The organism is Variovorax sp. LjRoot175 (assembly GCF_964253805.1).
GTDB lineage: Bacteria > Pseudomonadota > Gammaproteobacteria > Burkholderiales > Burkholderiaceae_C > Variovorax.
In genome coordinates, this window is the sequence record NZ_CAXURY020000001.1 from 3,044,726 (window position 1) to 3,061,185 (window position 16,460).

Genomic DNA, 16,460 nt, shown 5'->3' on the forward strand with positions numbered 1-16,460 from the left:
CCATGACATCGGTGCGCCACCGCCACCTCCCCCGCCACCGGGAGCCCGAGCTCGAGCGCGACATCACGCGCTCGCCCTCGCTCGGCTACGAGGCGCCCGAAGAAACCGGCCTGGTGCGCTGCCTGGCGCACGGCTTTCCGAGCCCGCTGGTGCGCTGGCACTTCCACGAAGAATACGAGCTACACCTGATCACCGAGACCTCGGGCAAGGCCTTCATCGGTGACTGGATCGGGCCCTTCGAGCCCGGCCACCTGGTGCTGTGCGGGCCGCGGCTGCCGCACAACTGGATTTCGCTCGATGTGCCGGCGGGCGGCGCCGCCGGGCGCGACCGCGTGATCCAGTTCCGGCATGAGCCGATCGAACGCGCGGCCGTGGAAATTCCGGAGTTGCGCGAGGTGCTTCAGCTGCTCGAACGCGCCCGCCACGGCATCGAATTCTTCGGCTTCGCGGAACGCGCTCTGGCACACTGGGATGCGGTCAAGGCGGCGCGCGGCCTGCGCCGCTTCGCCCTCTTCTGCAACTACCTGGCCGACCTCGCCCAGTGCACCGACTACCGCCTTCTCTCCAACGTCCAGATGCAGGGCGTGGAGGGCGATGCCGAGGTCGACCAGATCAACGTCATCGTCAACCGCATCACCGCCAACCTGGCCGAGCCGATCGTGATGGCCGACATCGCCGCCGAGCTGGGCATGAGCGAAAGCCGCTTCAGCCGCTTCTTCAAGCGCTCCACCGGCAACAGCTTCACCGATTTCGTGAACCGCGTGCGCATCAACAGCGCCTGCCACCTGCTGATGCAGACCGATCACTACGTGACCGACATCTGCTATCAGGTCGGCTTCAACAACGTCGCCAACTTCAACCGCCGCTTCCTGGAGATCAAGGGCATGACGCCGACCGAATTCCGGCGCCAGAGCGACCATCGCTTTGGCGGCGGCGCGTGAGGACCCCCTCTTGTACCTCGGACTCGATCTCGGCACCTCCGAGCTGAAGGCGCTGCTGCTGGCCGACGATCACCGCATCGTCGCGCTGGCACGAGCCCCGCTCAGCGTCAGCCGGCCGGCGCCGCTGTGGTCGGAGCAATCGCCTTCGCAATGGTGGGAGGCATTGGAAGCCGTCATGGCCGAACTGCAGCGCCATCACGCTGCCGCCCTGTCGTCCGTGCGTGCGATCGGCCTGTCGGGCCAGATGCACGGCGCCGTGGCGATGGATGCGCAAGGCCGGGTGCTGCGCCCCGCCATCCTCTGGAACGACGGCCGCAGCGCCGCCCAGTGCGACGCGTTGACGGCGCGCGTGCCGCGCCTCGCCGCGATCGCCGGCAACCTCGCCATGCCGGGCTTCACCGCCCCCAAGCTGCTGTGGATGCGCGAGCACGAACCGGAGCTATTCGCACGCATCGCCTGCGTGCTGCTTCCCAAGGACTGGCTGCGATTCAGCTTGAGCGGCGAACTCGCGAGCGACATGTCGGACGCGTCGGGCACGCTGTGGCTGGACGTGGCCGCGCGCGACTGGTCCGACGAACTGCTCGCCGCCTGCGGCCTCACGCGCGCGCAGATGCCGCGGCTGGCGGAAGGCAGTGCCACCGCGGGTCGGCTCAAGCCCGAGCTCGCGCGACGCTGGGGCCTGGCGCCCGAGGTCGCGATCGCGGGCGGCGGCGACAATGCGGCCAGCGCGGTCGGCATGGGCCTCGTCGATGCCGGCGAGGGCTTCGTCTCGCTCGGCACCTCGGGCGTGATCTTCGTCTGCGGCGAGCGCTTCGAGCCCAGGCCCGAGGCCGCCGTGCACGCCTTCTGCCATGCACTGCCCGGGCGCTGGCACCAGATGTCGGTGATGCTGTCGGCCTCCAGCGCCGTGAGCTGGGCCGCGCGCAGCTTCGGCCTGGGCAACGAGGCGACGCTGCTTGCCGCGGCTGCCACGCTCGATGCCGAAGCGCGCCGCCGCGCGCCGCTGTTCCTGCCCTATCTCTCAGGCGAACGCTCGCCGCACAACGACGCGAATGCGCAGGGCGTGCTCTTCGGCCTGACGCATGCGCACGGGCCGGCCGACATCGCCTATGCCGTGGTGGAAGGAGTGAGCTTCGGCCTGCGGGACGGGCTGGACACGCTGGCCCGGCCGGCCGGCGATCTGGTGCTGGTCGGCGGCGGCGCGCGCAGCGCCTGGTGGGCCCAGCTGCTGGCCGACATCCTCGAACTGCCTCTTGCGCTATGCGAAGGCAGCGAAGCCGGCGGCGCGCTCGGTGCGGCCCGGCTTGCCTGGCTGGCGGACGGCGGCACGCAAGCCCGGGTGTGCCTGCGGCCGGCGGTGCGGCAGCGTTTCGAGCCGGCCGGAACGAAGGCCGATGTCCATGCCGCGCGCCATGCGCGCTTCAAGGCGCTGTATGCGAGCTTGCGCGCCTGCTTCGCCGACGACGACCGATCGACACCCGACCTATGCCGCCTGGACAGGCCATGATGCGACCTTCGGCGGATTGGCCGATGGCGCCGCAGCAGCTACCTTCGAGGCCATGCCATCACTGCTCAAGTTCGCAGCCCGATGCCGCGCCTCCTTTGCGGCGTCCGGCGAGAACGGGCATTCCTCGAAGCCCGTGAGCGGGCCTGCGCAACCCTTGCTGGTCTTGCGCGGCGTCTCGCAGCAGGGAACGATCCGCGCGCACGCGGCCAAGGTGATCGCTGTCACCGCGCTGCACTTCGGTACGCAGATTCGATAGATAGACGGATCTGCTGTGCCTGGCTTGCCAGGCTTACAGCATCGAGTGACCGGTGGGGAGCATGCAGGAATCCGCATCCATCGTCGATGCGGCTGCGGCGGACGGCTCCGGCACGCCTTCTGCGAGGCCCACCGGCGCCATGGGACGGCCGAAGGGTGCGAGCCTTTGCAGTACGCGCAGTGCCGAGGCGCCCTGAATGAGCGCCTCCGAATAATCGGGCAGGCCCTGGGTCGAGGAGTCGACGGGCCGGTACACCAGGCACTCCTCCGAATCCGCCTGCACTGCCTCCATCAGAACCCAATGAAATTCATAGGGCTCGAGTTCGAGCACAGTCAGGGCGAGATCGCGAAGCACCATAGGGAAACCTCTTATTCAGCTTGTTTGGGCGAATTGTTACAGCCGGTTAATCATCCACAAAGGCACTTTTGCACGATGTGCGCTCCATGTGACGCGCCTTCGCCAACGCCGCAGCGGCCGCTGTGACTTCCATCAGCCGATGCGCACGGGCACGAAGATCCGGTCGCCATCGCGCTGGATGAGCAGCGCGATCGACTTGTCGGCCTTGTTCACCACCTCGCGCACCTGCTCGACGCTCTTTGCGGGCGTGCCGTTGATGGCCAGCAGCACGTCGCCCGCCTGCACGCCGGCGAGCGCCGCCGCGCCGCCCGCATCCTCGATCAGGAGGCCGCTCTCGACCGCGGCCTCGCGCTTCTCCTGCGGCTGCAGCGGCCTGAGCGCGAGACCGAGCTTGCCGCCGCCGGCGCGCTCGTCGTTCTTCGCCACCGTGCTCGCCTTTTCGCTCGCATCGCCCAGCCTGGCGCTGAGCTCCTGGCGTGCGCCCTGGCGCCAGACATCGAGCATGACCTTGGTGCCGGGCTTCTTCTGGCCGATCAGGGCCGGCAGGTCGCCGGAGGCAACGACCGGGTCGCCGTCGACCTTGCGGATCACGTCGCCGGAGCGCAGGCCGGCCTGCTCGGCCGGGCCGCCCTTCTCCACGTTCGACACCAGCGCGCCCTCGGGCTTGTCGAGCTTGAAGGAGTCGGCGAAGGTCTGGTTCACCTCCTGCACCGCGACGCCCAGCCGCGCATGGCTGGCGCGGCCGGTGGCGACGATCTGGTCCTTCACCTGGATCGCGACGTCGATCGGGATCGCGAAGGACACGCCCTGATAGCCGCCGCTGCGGCTGTAGATCTGCGAGTTGATGCCCACCACCTCGCCGCGCGTGTTGATCAGCGGCCCGCCCGAGTTGCCGGGGTTGATGGCCACGTCGGTCTGGATGAAAGGCACGTAGCTGTCGTCGGGCAGCGAGCGGCCCTTGGCGCTCACCACGCCTGCCGTCACGGTGTTCTCGAAACCGAAGGGCGAGCCGATCGCAAGCACCCATTCGCCCGGCTTCAGCTCCTTGGTGTTGCCCAGCGACAGGGTCGGCAGGTTCTTCGCGTCGATCTTGAGCACCGCGATGTCGGTCTTCTCGTCGGAGCCCAGCACCTTGGCGCGGAACTCGCGGCGATCGGTCAGCTTGACCGTCACTTCCTTCGCGTCCTTCACCACGTGGGCGTTGGTCAGGATGACGCCGTCGGCGCTCACGATGAAGCCCGAACCCTGTCCGCGCACCGGCATCTCGCGCTGCTGCTGCTGTTTGCCGCGTGGGCCCATCTGGCCCTGGAAGCGGCGGAAGAACTCGAACATCGGATCGTCGGGATCCATGCCGGGGATGCCGGCCACACCCTCCATCGAAGTCTTCATGGTGCCCGTCACGCTGATGTTGACGACGGCGGGACCGTTGCGCGTGGTGATGGTCGAGAAATCGGGCATGGTGACCATCGGCGCGGCCACGGCGGGCGCCGGCGTGTTCACGGCATTGGCACTGGTGTAGGCGCCCGCGCCGACGGCGCCGATGACGCCCGCGGCCGACAGGGCGAGAACGAGCGCGCGGGGCGAGTTCAGACGGACATTCATTGAAGTTCCTTTCGAGGTGTCAGTTGGAAACACGATGAAAGGAATGTCGGTCCGCTCGCTTAAGCGCGCCTTAAACAGTTCTGGGAAAACGCATGCTCACGCGCAGGCCACCCAGGCTGCCGGAGCCATCGATAGCCAGCGTCGCGCCATGCAGGTCGGCGATCGACTTCACGATCGCCAGCCCGAGACCGCTGCCCGCCGCCTGCGGCTCGCCCGAGCGATAGAAGCGGTCGAGCACGCGCGAGCGCTCCTCGGCCGGCAGGCCCGGGCCGCTGTCTTCCACGCTGAGTTCCACCCCGTCCGGCGAGGCCGCGATGCCGACGTCGACGCGGCCGCCCTCGGGCGTGTACTTCACGGCGTTGTCGAGCAGGTTGCGCAGCAGCGTGCGCAAGGCCTCGGCCTGGCCGCGTACCTCGGCCGCATCCGCGCGCGCCATGCCGATGTCGATCCGGCGTGCCTGGGCGGCGGCAATGGCATCGGAGATCGCGAGCCGCGCGACCTCCTGCAGGTCCACCGGCTCCGCGCTGGCGCCGGTGGCGGCGCTGGCTTCGTGCCGCGCCAGCGCGAGCATCTGCTCGACCAGCCGCGTCGCCCGGTCGATGCCGGCTGCCAGACGGCCGACGGCGAGCTCGCGCGCGGCATCGTCGGGCGCGCGCTGCAGGCTCTGCACCTGCAGCTTCAAGGCCGCGAGCGGCGAGCGCAGCTCGTGCGCCGCATCGGCCACGAAATGCTTCTGCGCCTCGAAGGCCCGGCGCACGCGATCAAACAGCAGGTTGAGTTCGTGCACCAGCGGGCGTACCTCCTCGGGCAGGCCGCTCTCGCTGACCGGCGAGAGGTCGTCAGCCTGCCGGGAGGCAACCTGGCTGCGCACGCGCGCCACCGGCGCCAGCGAGCGGCTCACCACCCACCACACCACCAGCATCAGCAAGGGCGCCGCCAGCGCGATCGGCCCGACGGTGCGCAGCGCGAGCGTTCCCGCCATGGTGCGGCGCGCCGCCATGTCCTGCGCCACCTGGATCACCAGCCCGGCGCTCTGGATCGAGAACACCCTGTAGGTGGTGCCGCGCGCCTGCACGTTCGAGAAACCCAGCACCGCGCGCTGCGGCAGTGCGGCACGCGCGGCCGATTCGAAGATGCGCACGCCGTCGGCCGTCCATATCTGCACGACGAATTCGAAGTTCTCCTCGCCGCCGCCGAGCCCGCCCACGGCCGCACTGGGCGGCAGGCCCGCGCGCAGCGAGAACGCCATCTGCTGCATGTGGTAGTCGAAGATCTCGTCGGCTTCCTTGAGCACCGTGCGATAGGCCACGAAGGCCTGCGTTCCTGCTGCAAGCACGATGGCAGCCAATAGGAACCACAAAAGACGCGCGCGTAAGGACTTCATTCCTTGGGCACCATGTAGCCCACCCCCCGCACATTGCGAATGAGATCGGCGCCGAGCTTCTTGCGCAGCCCGTGCACATAGACCTCGACCGCGTTGCTGCTGATCTCGTCCTTCCAGCCGTAGAGCTTTTCTTCGAGCTGCGCGCGCGAGAGCACCATGCCCGGCCGCGCGATCAGCGGTTCGAGCACCGCCCATTCGCGCGCCGACAGCACCACCGGCTGGCCGCCCACGGCGACTTCGCGCGTCGACGGATTGATGCTGACACCCAGATGCTCGTAGACCGGCTCGGCCCGCCCCGATGCGCGGCGCAGCAAGGCCCGGATGCGCGCCAGAAGCTCGTCGAGGTCGTAGGGCTTCAGCACGTAGTCGTCGGCGCCGGCATCCAGGCCCTCGATGCGCTGCTGCACCGAATCGCGCGCCGTGGCGATCAACACCGGCATGCGCTGCTTGCGGGCGCGCAGCGAACGCAGCACCTCAAGGCCATCGCGGCGCGGCACGCCGAGGTCGAGCAGCACCAGGTCGTACTGCTGCGTGCGCAGTGCGGTGTCGGCAGCGTCGCCGTCCTTGACCCAGTCGACCGCGTAGTTCTCGGCGCGCAGCAGGTCCAGCACGGCCTCGCCGATCATCACGTCGTCTTCGAGCAGCAGCAGTCGCATCGTCGTTCATCCGCACAAAGGCGGTTCGAGATCGTAGCGGCGGCGAAGTTCAAGCGCGTTCACAGAAGCGCCCTGACCTCGCGCGCCGCCTCGAACAACAGCGGCAGCATGTCGCGGCGCAGCGCCTCTTCGGAGTGGCGCGTGCCCGACAGCACGACGTTGAGCGCCGCCACCGTGTGGCCCTGCATGTCGCGCAACGGCACCGCCAGCGCCTGCACGCCGAGCTCGTGTTCCTCGCTGGCAAAGCAGAAATCGTCCTTGCGCACCTGCGCGATGCGCTGGCGCAGCACGCGCGCCTGGGTGATGGTGCGCGGCGTGAGGCGCGGCAGGTTGCGGCCCTTGAGCCATTGCGTGAGCTGCGCCGCGCTCATGCCGGCGAGCAGCACGCGGCCGGTCGATGTCGCATGGGCCGGGAGGCGCGCCCCGAGGTGGAGGCCGTAGGCCAGCACGCGGGTCGGCGTGCCATAGCTGCCGCTGCGCGCGATGATGACCACCTCTTCGCCATCGAGCACCACGGCCGAGAAGGATTCGCCCGTCTGCGCCGCGAGCCGGTTGAGCGTGGGCTGCAGCGCGCGCGGCAGCCGCGACGACGCGAGGTAGCTGCCCGAGAAGCGCAGCACCTTCGGCGCCATCCAGAAATAGCTGCCGTCGGTTTCGAGGTAGCCGAGGTGCGCAAGCGTCAGCAGGTGGCGCCGGGCCGCGGCCCGCGTCAGGCCGGCGCGCTCGGCTGCCAGCGTGGCATTGAGACGCTGGCGCTCGGTGTCGAAACTCTCGAGCACGGCCATGCCCTTGGCGATGCCCTCGATGAAGTCGGGTTTGGCTATGGTCATGGCGCGAAGTGTTGCGCGATCATCGCGCAGGCCGCCTCATCATCGCACAGAGGATGGCATCGCGGCGAGCCGGGGAGTCCGCATCGTCCTACGCTTGAGGCCAAGCAATCAGGAGACACGCATGCGCACACAGGTCGCCATCATCGGCGCGGGCCCGGCCGGCCTCTTGCTCGGCCAGCTGCTCTACAAGGCCGGCATCGACAACATCATCATCGAGCGCCAGACCGGCGACTACGTGCTGGGCCGCATCCGGGCCGGCGTGCTGGAGCAGATCACGATGGACTTGCTCCAGCGCGCCGGCGTCGACGCGCGCGCCAAGGCCGAGGGCCTGCCGCACGAAGGCATCGAGCTGCTGTTCAAGGGCGCGCGCCATCGCATCGACATGCATGGCCTGACCGGCGGCAAGCAGGTCACGGTCTATGGCCAGACCGAGGTGACCCACGATCTGATGAATGCGCGCGAGGCGGAGGGCCTGACCACCATCTACGGCGCCTCGCCAGTCAGCCTGCATGACTTCGACACGGGGAAGCCCCGCGTGCGCTACGAGAAGGACGGTGCCACGCACGAGATCGAGTGCGACTTCATCGCCGGCTGCGACGGCTACCACGGCGTGAGCCGTGCCAGCGTGCCGGCCCAGGCGATCCACACCTACGAAAAGGTCTATCCCTTCGGCTGGCTCGGGGTGCTCGCCGATGTGCCGCCGGTATCGCACGAGCTGATCTACGCCAACACGCCGCGCGGCTTCGCGCTGTGCAGCATGCGCAGCGCCACGCGCAGCCGCTACTACGTGCAGGTGCCGGTCGAGGAGCGCGTGGAGAACTGGAGCGACGAGGCGTTCTGGAACGAGCTGCGCCTGCGCCTCGACCCCGAAGCGCGCGAGCGGCTCGTGACCGGCCCTTCGCTCGAAAAAAGCATCGCGCCGCTGCGCAGCTTCGTGGCCGAACCGATGCGCTTCGGCAGCCTGTTCCTGGCCGGCGACGCGGCCCATATCGTGCCGCCGACCGGCGCCAAGGGCCTGAACCTGGCGACGGCCGACGTCGGCTACCTGTCGCGCGCCTTCGAGATCTTCTACCGCGAACGCAGCGCCTCGGCGCTCGACCGCTACTCCGACCTGTGCCTGCGCCGGGTCTGGAAGGCCGAGCGCTTCTCGTGGTGGTTCACCTCGCTGATGCACCGCTTCCCGGAAACCGGGGAGTTCGGCCAGAAGATCCAGGAGGCCGAGCTCGACTACCTGGTGCACTCGCGCGCCGCCTCGACCTCGCTGGCGGAGAACTACGTGGGGCTGCCGCTGGAAGAGTTCTGAAGCGTTTCAGGGCCCCGGCTGCATGAGCGCCCACATGCGCGCGGGCGTGAGCGGCATGTCCAGGCGAGGCGTGAGCCCGGCCATGCCGTTGCGCGCCAGCGCATCGGCCACGGCATTGACGACTGCCGGCGTGGCGCCGATGGTGCCCAGCTCGCCCACGCCCTTCACGCCCAGCGGGTTGTTGAGGCAGGGCGTGCTCTGGTCCATCTCGGTCTTGAACATCGAGGCGATGATGTCGGCTCGCGGCGCGGCGTAGTCCATCAGGCTGCCGGTCAGCGGCTGGCCGGTTTCGATGTCGTAGACCACGCGCTCGCACAGCGCCTGGCCGATGCCCTGCACGGCGCCGCCTTCGAGCTGGCCGCGAACGATCATCGGGTTGACCACGCGGCCGACGTCGTTGACCGAGGCATAGGCCAGCACGCTCACATCGCCGGTGGGCGGGTCGATCTCGACCTCGCAGATGTGGCAGCCGTTGGGCCAGGTCGGGCCGGCGACGGCGCTGGTGGAGTCGACGAAGATCTGCCGATCCGGCTGGCGTCCGGCCAGGGTGAACAGGTCGAGCTGCAGATCGGTGCCGGCGACCTTGAAAACGCCGCCCGCGTAGCTGAGGTCGGCAGGCGCGACTTCAAGCTCCTGCGCGGCAAGCGCCTTCGCCTTGTCGATGGTGCGCTCGGCACCGATGCGAACGGCCGAGCCGCCGGTGAAGAGCGAACGCGAGCCGGCGCTGCCGAAGCCGTCGCCGCGGTCGGTGTCGCCCAGCACGATGCGCACTTTCTCGATCGGCACGCCGAAGGCATCGACCGCCAGTTGCGCCAGCGTGGTCGCGATGCCCTGCCCCATGGCGTTGACGGCGGAGAACACCTCGATGACGCCGTCGGCCTGCACCGAGACCGTCACGCGCTCCTCGAACACGTTGCCGCCGGTCCATTCGAGGAAAGTCGCGATGCCGAGCCCGCGCAACCGGCCCTGGCGCTTGGACTGCGCCGCGCGCGCATCGAATCCCTGCCAATCGGCCAGCTTCAGCGCCTGGTCCATCACCGACTCGAACTTGCCGGTGTCGTAGGTCTGCTGCATCGGGTTCGTGTAGGGCATCTGCGCCGGCTGGATGAAGTTGCGCCGGCGCAACTCGATGCGGTCGATGCCGGTCTGGCGCGCGGCCTCGTCCATCAGCCGCTCGATGGTGTAGATCGCCTCCGGCCGGCCGGCGCCCCGGTAGGCGCCCGTCGGCGCGGTATGGGTCAGCACCGCATGGAAATGGAAGTCGATGGTCTGGATGTCGTAGACGCTGGTCTGCACCCAGGGGCCGATCAGGAGCTGGATCACGACGCCGGTGCCGCCCGCGTAGGCGCCGACGTTGGCCAGGGTCCTGATGCGCAGCCCGAGAATCTTGCCCCTGGCGTCGAGCGCCAGCTCCGCATGGGCCTCGATGTCGCGGCCATGCCAGCTCGAAAGGAATTCCTCGCTGCGGTCGGCCACCCACTTCACCGGCCGCCGCACCGCGCGCGCGGCAAAGGCCACGACGATGTCTTCCGGGTAGGCGCTGGTCTTCATGCCGAAGCCGCCGCCGACATCGCCCACGACCACGCGCACCTGCTCCTTGGGCAGGCCGATCGCGTCGCAGACCGAATTGCGCACGCCCGAGGGCATCTGGGTGCTCATGCGCAGGGTGATCCGTTCCGAGGCGGCGTCGAAATCGGCCAGCACCGAGCGCGGCTCGATCGTGAGCGCGACCACCCGCTGGTTGACGACGTCGAGCGCGACCACGTGGCTGGCCTTGGCGAAGGCGGCGCTCGTCGCTTCCCTGCTGCCGTGGCGCATCTCGGCGGCGATGTTGCCGGTGGCCTCGTCCCAAACCAGGGGCGCGCCATCCGCCGTCGCGCCGGCGAGGTCGACCACCATCGGCAGCGCTTCGTAGTCGACCATCACCGCCTCGGCCGCATCGCGCGCCTCGCGCGCGGTTTCAGCGATCACGGCAGCGACCGGCTCGCCGACGAAACGAACCCGGTCGAGCGCCAGCACATGCCGCGGCGGCGCCGCGCAGTCGGTGCCGTCGGCGCGCGTGAAGCCCGCGGCGCCCGGCAGGGGCTTGACGCCGGCGCCGTGCAGCTCCGCACCGGTGAGGATGCGCAGCACACCCGGCATGGCGGCGGCCGACGCGGTGTCGACCGATGCCAGCCGCGCGTGCGGATACGGGGAACGGACGAAGGCCAGAAAGGTCTGATTCGGTAGCGTGACGTCGTCGGTGAAACGCCCGGCGCCGGCCAGGAGGCTTTCATCTTCGAGTCGTCGAACGGCTTGGCCGCTGCCGAAGCGCATGGGATTGGTTTCTGTGCTCACCGTGGTCCTTTTTGCTTTGAGCGATGGCTGCGAATGCGGGAACGACTATAGGGGCTTCAGGCAAATTCGGCTTGCGACGACAGCGCGTCTGCGGAAGCCGTGTATACCTTCGACCATGCAACTGCCCTGGCTTGCCCCTGGTGACCCCCTGCCCGATGCCGCTTCGGCCTGGGGCGAATCCGACCCCGTGCCAGGCCTTCTGGCCGCAGGTGGCGGGCTCGATGTCGCCAGCCTCCTTCACGCCTACGCCAACGGCATCTTCCCGTGGTTCAGCGACGGCCAGCCGATCCTCTGGTGGAGCCCGGATCCGCGAATGGTGCTCGAAACCGCCGGCTTCAGGCTCCACCGTTCGCTGCGCAAGACGCTGGAGCGTTTCCGCGCCACCGCGGGCTGCGAAATCCGCATCGACCACCGTTTTGAGACGGTGATCGATGCCTGCTCGCAGGCGCCGCGCATCGGCCAGACCGGCACCTGGATCCTGCCCGAGATGGTGCGCGCCTACACGGATCTGCACCGCGCCGGCCATGCGCACAGCGTCGAAACCTGGATCGACGGCGAACTCGCGGGCGGCCTGTACTGCGTGGCAATCGGCCGCGCAGTCTTCGGCGAATCGATGTTCGCCCGCCGGCCCGACGCTTCCAAGATCGCGCTGGCGGCCCTGGTCTCGTTCTGCCGGCGGCACGGGATCGCGATGATCGATTGCCAGCAGAACACGGGCCACCTGGCCAGCCTGGGCGCACACGAGGTGCCGCGCGAACGTTTCTTGTCGCATGTGGCCGACGCACGCCTGCAAGCAGGCCCTGCGTGGCGTTTCGAGCCCGTATACTGGTCCGAACTCCTGCCTGCGCGACTTTCCTTCACGACGTGACGCACCTCAAGGATCTCCCGCTCCACACGCTGCAGTTCTACGCGACAGCGCCCTATCCGTGCAGCTACCTGCCGGACAGGCAGGCGCGCTCGCAGGTCGCGACGCCGAGCCACCTGATCCACAACGACGCGTACTCGGACCTGGTGCTCGCCGGCTTCCGGCGCAGCGGAATGTTCACCTACAGGCCGCATTGCGACGGCTGCAGCGCCTGCATACCGCTGCGCATACTGGCGAGCGAGTTCAAGCCCAATCGCAGCCAGCGCCGTGCCTTGGCACGCCATGCCGATCTGCAGGCCCGCGTGCTCAAGCTCTGCTTCGTGCCCGAGCACTACCAGCTCTACCTGCGCTACCAGAACGGCCGCCATGCCGGCGGCGGCATGGATCACGACAGCATCGACCAGTACACCCAGTTCCTGCTGCAAAGCAGGGTCAACTCGCGGCTGGTGGAGTTTCGCGAAACCCGGCCGGACGGCAGCGCGGGCGCCTTGAAGATGGTGTCGATCCTCGACGTGCTGAACGACGGAATCTCTGCGGTCTACACCTTCTACGAGCCCGAGGCGGGCGCGGGCTACGGCAACTACAGCGTGCTGTGGCAGATCGAGCAGGCCCGCAAGCTGGGCCTCGCCCACGTCTATCTCGGCTACTGGATCGAGGGCAGCGCCAAGATGAACTACAAGGCCCGTTTTGCCCCGCATGAAGTGCTGATCGACGGCCGCTGGCAAGCGCCGACCCATTTCACCAAGTAAAATGGCAGCCGGTTCCACACCGCGTTGCCCATGAGAAAACACCAATCAGACGTTCCTGCCGTGCCCGTCATCCAAGTGATCGAGCGCATGTTCGCGCTGATCGACGTCTTGGCATCCCGGGAAGAAGCCATCTCTCTGAAGGAAATCAGCGAGAAGACGGGCTTGCACCCGTCCACCACCCATCGCATCCTGAACGACCTGGCGGTCGGCCGCTTCGTCGACCGGCCGGAGGCCGGCAGCTACCGGCTCGGCATGCGCCTGCTGGAGCTCGGGAACCTGGTCAAGGGTCGGCTCAACGTGCGCGATGCCGCGATGGCGCCGATGCGGGAACTGCACAAGCTCACGCAGCAGCCGGTGAACCTCAGCATGCGCCAGGGTGACGAGATCGTCTATATAGAGCGCGCCTACAGCGAGCGCTCGGGCATGCAGGTGGTGCGCGCCATCGGCGGCCGGGCGCCGCTGCACCTGACTTCCACCGGCAAGCTGTTCCTCGCGCTCGACGAACCCCAGCGGGTGCGCAGCTACGCCACGCGAACCGGCCTGGCCGGCCACACGCGCAACAGCATCACGCAGCTGCCGGCGCTGGAGCGCGAACTTTCCAAGGCGCGCCAGTACGGCATCGCCCGCGACAACGAGGAGCTCGAGCTCGGCGTGCGCTGCATGGCCGCAGGCATCTACGACGATCAGGGCAAGCTGGTTGCGGGGTTGTCGATCTCGGCGCCGGCAGACCGGCTCGACGACGGGTGGCTGCCGAAACTGCAGGCCACCGCCAACGAAATCTCGAACGCGCTCGGCTACAACGCGAACACGCCCGCTTCGGCCTGATCGCCAGGCCGGCGCGGCTCAGCCCGCAACGTGCGTTGCGACGGCCTGCTGCTGCGCAGCCGGATTCACCATGTTGTGGGTGGCTTCGACCCAGCGGCGAACGCGCTCGGCATCGCCGATGCGGCCGAACTTGCCGGCCGAGTCGAGGAACACCATGATCAGCTTGCGCCCGGCGATCTTGGTCTGCATCACGAGGCATTGGCCGGCTTCCGAGATGTAGCCGGTCTTCTGCACGCCGATGTCCCAGTCCGGATTCTTGACCAGGCGATTCGTGGTGTTGTACTGCAGCACGCGGCTGCCGACTTCGACCTGGTACTCGGGCGAGGTGGAGAGCTGGCGCACCGTGGCGTCGGCATAGGCGGCATTGACCAGCAGGGCCAGGTCTTGCGCACTCGACTGATTGCGGCTCGAGAGCCCGGTGGGCTCGACGTAGCGCGTGTCCTTCATGCCGAGCATCTTGGCCTTGGCGTTCATGACGCTCACGAAGGTGGCGAGGCCGCCCGGATAGGTGCGCCCGAGCGCGTGCGCCGCGCGGTTTTCGCTCGACATCAATGCCAGGTGCAGAAGTTCGCCGCGCGGCAGCGTGGTGCCGACCGTCAGGCGTGAGCGGCTTCCTTTTTCGGTGTCGACGTCATCCTGGCTGATGGTGATCAGTTCGTCGGAAGGAAGGCGCGCCTCGCTGATGATCAACCCCGTCATGAGCTTGGTCAGCGAAGCGATGGGCAGCACTGCGTGGTCGTTCTTGCTGAAGAGCACTTCGCGCGTGTCTTGGTCGATCACCAGCGCGACGCTGGATTTCAGGTCGAGCGCATCTTCGGTGCTGTGCAGGCCGGCCAGCTGGCCGAAAGACTGCCGCGCCTCGACCACACGCACCACCGACCGCCGCTGCACCGCCACCACCGTCTTGCCGCCCCGCTTGCGGATCGAAGCCACCACGTTGCGCCCGCCGCTCACGACGCGGTCGGCCTTGTCGTCATCCTTGACGCTGTGTTTCGATGCCGACTTGGCGCTGCTGCGCTTGCTGTCGGCACTCACCTGCTGGACCTTCTTGCCTGCCGGCGGCTTCTTGGCTGCCTCTGCTGCGGGCAGCAAAAACGCCGTGGCGCAGAGCGCGACGGCGATGAGGCGGAATGCAGGAAGAAACCGCTGGCTGGAAACTCGGCAGAAACGGGCTTCGGGCATCAAAAACTCTCCAGCGGGACGAATAGAAACCGCAGTGTATCCAAATCAAAAAAGGCACGCAATATCAGTTACTTGCATCCCTTTCTTCATTAGAACCAAAGGATCCGTCGCAAGAACTAACCTTGTGCCGCCACTCTCTCAGCTTGGCTCTGTAACTTGTTGAGCGCACTCAAATAAGCCTTGGCCGATGCCACCACGATGTCCGGATCGGCCCCCACGCCATTGACGACCCGGCCCGCATTCTGCAAACGCACCGTGACTTCGCCCTGACTCTCCGTCGATCCGCTGATGGCATTGACCGAATACAGCACCATCTCCGCCCCGCTCTTCACGTGGGCCTCGATGGCCTTCAGCGAAGCATCAACCGGGCCATTGCCATCCGACTCGCTCGTGACCTCCTTGCCATGCACCGTGAAAACGATTCGCGCCTGGGGCCGCTCGCCGGTTTCGCTGTGCTGCGACAAGGATACAAAACTAAACTGTTCCGCAACGTGCGAATGCTCCTCGGCGCTTACAAGTGCAAGGATATCTTCGTCAAATATTTCACTCTTTCGATCGGCGAGTTCTTTGAAGTGCGCGAACGCGGCGTTGATGTCGGCCTCGCTCTCCATCGTTACGCCGAGCTCCTGCAGGCGCTGCTTGAAGGCGTTGCGGCCGCTCAGCTTGCCGAGCACGATCTTGTTGGCGGTCCAGCCCACATCCTCGGCGCGCATGATCTCGTAAGTGTCGCGCGCCTTGAGCACGCCATCCTGGTGGATGCCCGACGCGTGCGCGAAGGCATTGGCGCCCACCACCGCCTTGTTGGGCTGCACCACGAAACCGGTGGTCTGGCTGACCATGCGGCTGGCGGCCAAGATGTGTCGGGTGTCGATGCCGAGATCGAGGCCGAAGTAGTCCTTTCGTGTCTTCACGGCCATCACGATCTCTTCGAGCGAGCAGTTGCCGGCACGCTCGCCAAGGCCGTTGATGGTGCACTCGACCTGCCGCGCGCCGCCGATCTTCACGCCCGCCAGCGAGTTGGCGACCGCCATGCCCAGGTCGTTGTGGCAGTGCACGGACCAGACGGCCTTGTCGCTGTTCGGGATGCGCTCGCGCAGTGTCTTGATGAAGTTGCCGTAGAGCTCCGGCACCGCGTAGCCGACGGTGTCGGGCACGTTGATGGTGGTCGCGCCCTCGTGGATGACGGCTTCCAGCACGCGGCACAGGAAGTCGACGTCGCTGCGGTAGCCGTCCTCCGGGCTGAACTCGACGTCGCCCACCAGGTTGCGCGCGAAACGCACGGCAAGCTTGGCCTGCTCGAACACTTCGTCGGGCGACATGCGCAGCTTCTTCTCCATGTGCAGCGGCGAGGTCGCGATGAAGGTGTGGATGCGGCCGCTGGCAGCGCCCTTCAGGGCTTCGGCCGCGCGCGAGATGTCGCGGTCGTTGGCCCGCGACAGGCCGCACACCGTCGACTCCTTGATCACGTTGGCGATCGCCATCACGGCTTCGAAATCACCGTTCGAACTGGCCGGAAAGCCCGCCTCGATGACGTCGACCCGCAGGCGCTCGAGCTGGCGCGCGATGCGCAGTTTTTCGTCCTTGGTCATCGAGGCACCCGGCGACTGCTCGCCGTCGCGCAAGGTGGTGTCGAAAATGATGAGTTTGTCGGCCATCGTGGATCTCC

The 16,460-nt window shown here is 67.7% G+C and carries 15 protein-coding genes; 7 read left to right on the forward strand and 8 right to left on the reverse strand.

Going from position 1 to position 16,460, the window contains the following annotated elements; all coding sequences use genetic code 11:
- The first annotated feature begins 2 nt into the window (after positions 1–2).
- The 3 genes from ACSQ89_RS15145 to ACSQ89_RS15155 are packed head-to-tail and all read left to right on the forward strand — an operon-like array spanning position 3 to position 2,704.
- Entirely contained in the window at positions 3–941 is a 939-nt protein-coding gene (locus ACSQ89_RS15145) for an AraC family transcriptional regulator (RefSeq protein WP_436290240.1), read from the forward strand.
- A gap of 10 nt (positions 942–951) precedes the next feature.
- Complete coding sequence (gene xylB / locus ACSQ89_RS15150; protein ID WP_436290239.1) at positions 952–2,448, forward strand: xylulokinase; 1,497 nt, start codon at positions 952–954, stop codon at positions 2,446–2,448.
- 52 nt (positions 2,449–2,500) lie between these two features.
- The gene (locus ACSQ89_RS15155; RefSeq protein WP_436290238.1) at positions 2,501–2,704 is read left to right on the forward strand and encodes a hypothetical protein; all 204 of its coding nucleotides are present in this window, start codon (positions 2,501–2,503) and stop codon (positions 2,702–2,704) included.
- A gap of 33 nt (positions 2,705–2,737) precedes the next feature.
- Here the strand turns inward: ACSQ89_RS15155 and ACSQ89_RS15160 are convergent, their stop codons facing one another.
- From ACSQ89_RS15160 to ACSQ89_RS15180, 5 genes are all read right to left on the reverse strand, one after another.
- Positions 2,738–3,061: a hypothetical protein gene (locus ACSQ89_RS15160; protein WP_436290237.1), complete on the reverse strand. Its 324-nt coding sequence runs from the start codon at positions 3,059–3,061 to the stop codon at positions 2,738–2,740.
- A gap of 132 nt (positions 3,062–3,193) precedes the next feature.
- Positions 3,194–4,663 (reverse strand): Do family serine endopeptidase, encoded by a 1,470-nt coding sequence (locus ACSQ89_RS15165; protein ID WP_436290236.1) that lies wholly within the window; start codon positions 4,661–4,663, stop codon positions 3,194–3,196.
- A 70-nt stretch (positions 4,664–4,733) separates the two neighbouring features.
- Complete coding sequence (locus ACSQ89_RS15170; RefSeq protein WP_093108816.1) at positions 4,734–6,047, reverse strand: ATP-binding protein; 1,314 nt, start codon at positions 6,045–6,047, stop codon at positions 4,734–4,736.
- On the reverse strand, positions 6,044–6,703 hold the full coding sequence (locus ACSQ89_RS15175; RefSeq protein ID WP_093108817.1) for a response regulator: 660 nt from the start codon (positions 6,701–6,703) through the stop codon (positions 6,044–6,046). The genes ACSQ89_RS15170 and ACSQ89_RS15175 overlap by 4 nt, the downstream gene beginning before the upstream one ends.
- A 59-nt stretch (positions 6,704–6,762) precedes the next feature.
- Complete coding sequence (locus tag ACSQ89_RS15180) at positions 6,763–7,533, reverse strand: IclR family transcriptional regulator domain-containing protein (protein WP_093108818.1); 771 nt, start codon at positions 7,531–7,533, stop codon at positions 6,763–6,765.
- Between the two features lie 121 nt (positions 7,534–7,654).
- Between ACSQ89_RS15180 and pobA the strand changes: the two genes are divergently transcribed.
- Positions 7,655–8,836: a 4-hydroxybenzoate 3-monooxygenase gene (gene pobA / locus ACSQ89_RS15185; protein WP_093108819.1), complete on the forward strand. Its 1,182-nt coding sequence runs from the start codon at positions 7,655–7,657 to the stop codon at positions 8,834–8,836.
- A 6-nt stretch (positions 8,837–8,842) separates the two neighbouring features.
- Here the strand turns inward: pobA and ACSQ89_RS15190 are convergent, their stop codons facing one another.
- On the reverse strand, positions 8,843–11,173 hold the full coding sequence (locus ACSQ89_RS15190; protein WP_436290235.1) for a xanthine dehydrogenase family protein molybdopterin-binding subunit: 2,331 nt from the start codon (positions 11,171–11,173) through the stop codon (positions 8,843–8,845).
- Positions 11,174–11,288: 115 nt separating this feature from the next.
- On the opposite strand from ACSQ89_RS15190, the gene aat reads away from it, so the two are divergent.
- From aat to ACSQ89_RS15205, 3 genes are read left to right on the forward strand one after another with little or no spacing between them, the layout of a single operon-like run.
- The gene (gene aat, locus ACSQ89_RS15195) at positions 11,289–12,041 is read left to right on the forward strand and encodes a leucyl/phenylalanyl-tRNA--protein transferase (RefSeq protein ID WP_436290234.1); all 753 of its coding nucleotides are present in this window, start codon (positions 11,289–11,291) and stop codon (positions 12,039–12,041) included.
- Complete coding sequence (locus ACSQ89_RS15200) at positions 12,038–12,787, forward strand: arginyltransferase (protein WP_436290233.1); 750 nt, start codon at positions 12,038–12,040, stop codon at positions 12,785–12,787. The genes aat and ACSQ89_RS15200 overlap by 4 nt, the downstream gene beginning before the upstream one ends.
- A gap of 30 nt (positions 12,788–12,817) precedes the next feature.
- Positions 12,818–13,612: an IclR family transcriptional regulator gene (locus ACSQ89_RS15205; protein ID WP_093108823.1), complete on the forward strand. Its 795-nt coding sequence runs from the start codon at positions 12,818–12,820 to the stop codon at positions 13,610–13,612.
- Between the two features lie 18 nt (positions 13,613–13,630).
- Here the strand turns inward: ACSQ89_RS15205 and ACSQ89_RS15210 are convergent, their stop codons facing one another.
- Together ACSQ89_RS15210 and ACSQ89_RS15215 are read right to left on the reverse strand one after the other, a co-directional pair.
- Entirely contained in the window at positions 13,631–14,794 is a 1,164-nt protein-coding gene (locus ACSQ89_RS15210) for a serine hydrolase (protein ID WP_436290232.1), read from the reverse strand.
- A 116-nt stretch (positions 14,795–14,910) separates the two neighbouring features.
- A complete protein-coding gene (locus tag ACSQ89_RS15215) occupies positions 14,911–16,449 on the reverse strand; it encodes a 2-isopropylmalate synthase (RefSeq protein ID WP_436290231.1) in 1,539 nt (512 codons plus the stop codon).
- Between the last annotated feature and the right edge of the window lie 11 nt (positions 16,450–16,460).

What these genes read in the sequence shown, in the direction of transcription:
- ACSQ89_RS15165 (WP_436290236.1), bottom strand. Translation starts at nt 4,663, where the DNA reads ATGAATGTCCGTCTGAACTCGCCCCGCGCGCTCGTTCTCGCCCTGTCG.
- ACSQ89_RS15160 (WP_436290237.1), bottom strand. Translation starts at nt 3,061, where the DNA reads ATGGTGCTTCGCGATCTCGCCCTGACTGTGCTCGAACTCGAGCCCTAT.
- ACSQ89_RS15145 (WP_436290240.1), top strand. Translation starts at nt 3, where the DNA reads ATGACATCGGTGCGCCACCGCCACCTCCCCCGCCACCGGGAGCCCGAG.
- ACSQ89_RS15155 (WP_436290238.1), top strand. Translation starts at nt 2,501, where the DNA reads ATGCCATCACTGCTCAAGTTCGCAGCCCGATGCCGCGCCTCCTTTGCG.
- ACSQ89_RS15215 (WP_436290231.1), bottom strand. Translation starts at nt 16,449, where the DNA reads ATGGCCGACAAACTCATCATTTTCGACACCACCTTGCGCGACGGCGAG.
- ACSQ89_RS15205 (WP_093108823.1), top strand. Translation starts at nt 12,818, where the DNA reads ATGAGAAAACACCAATCAGACGTTCCTGCCGTGCCCGTCATCCAAGTG.
- pobA (WP_093108819.1), top strand. Translation starts at nt 7,655, where the DNA reads ATGCGCACACAGGTCGCCATCATCGGCGCGGGCCCGGCCGGCCTCTTG.
- ACSQ89_RS15175 (WP_093108817.1), bottom strand. Translation starts at nt 6,703, where the DNA reads ATGCGACTGCTGCTGCTCGAAGACGACGTGATGATCGGCGAGGCCGTG.
- aat (WP_436290234.1), top strand. Translation starts at nt 11,289, where the DNA reads ATGCAACTGCCCTGGCTTGCCCCTGGTGACCCCCTGCCCGATGCCGCT.
- ACSQ89_RS15180 (WP_093108818.1), bottom strand. Translation starts at nt 7,533, where the DNA reads ATGACCATAGCCAAACCCGACTTCATCGAGGGCATCGCCAAGGGCATG.
- ACSQ89_RS15210 (WP_436290232.1), bottom strand. Translation starts at nt 14,794, where the DNA reads ATGCCCGAAGCCCGTTTCTGCCGAGTTTCCAGCCAGCGGTTTCTTCCT.
- ACSQ89_RS15170 (WP_093108816.1), bottom strand. Translation starts at nt 6,047, where the DNA reads ATGAAGTCCTTACGCGCGCGTCTTTTGTGGTTCCTATTGGCTGCCATC.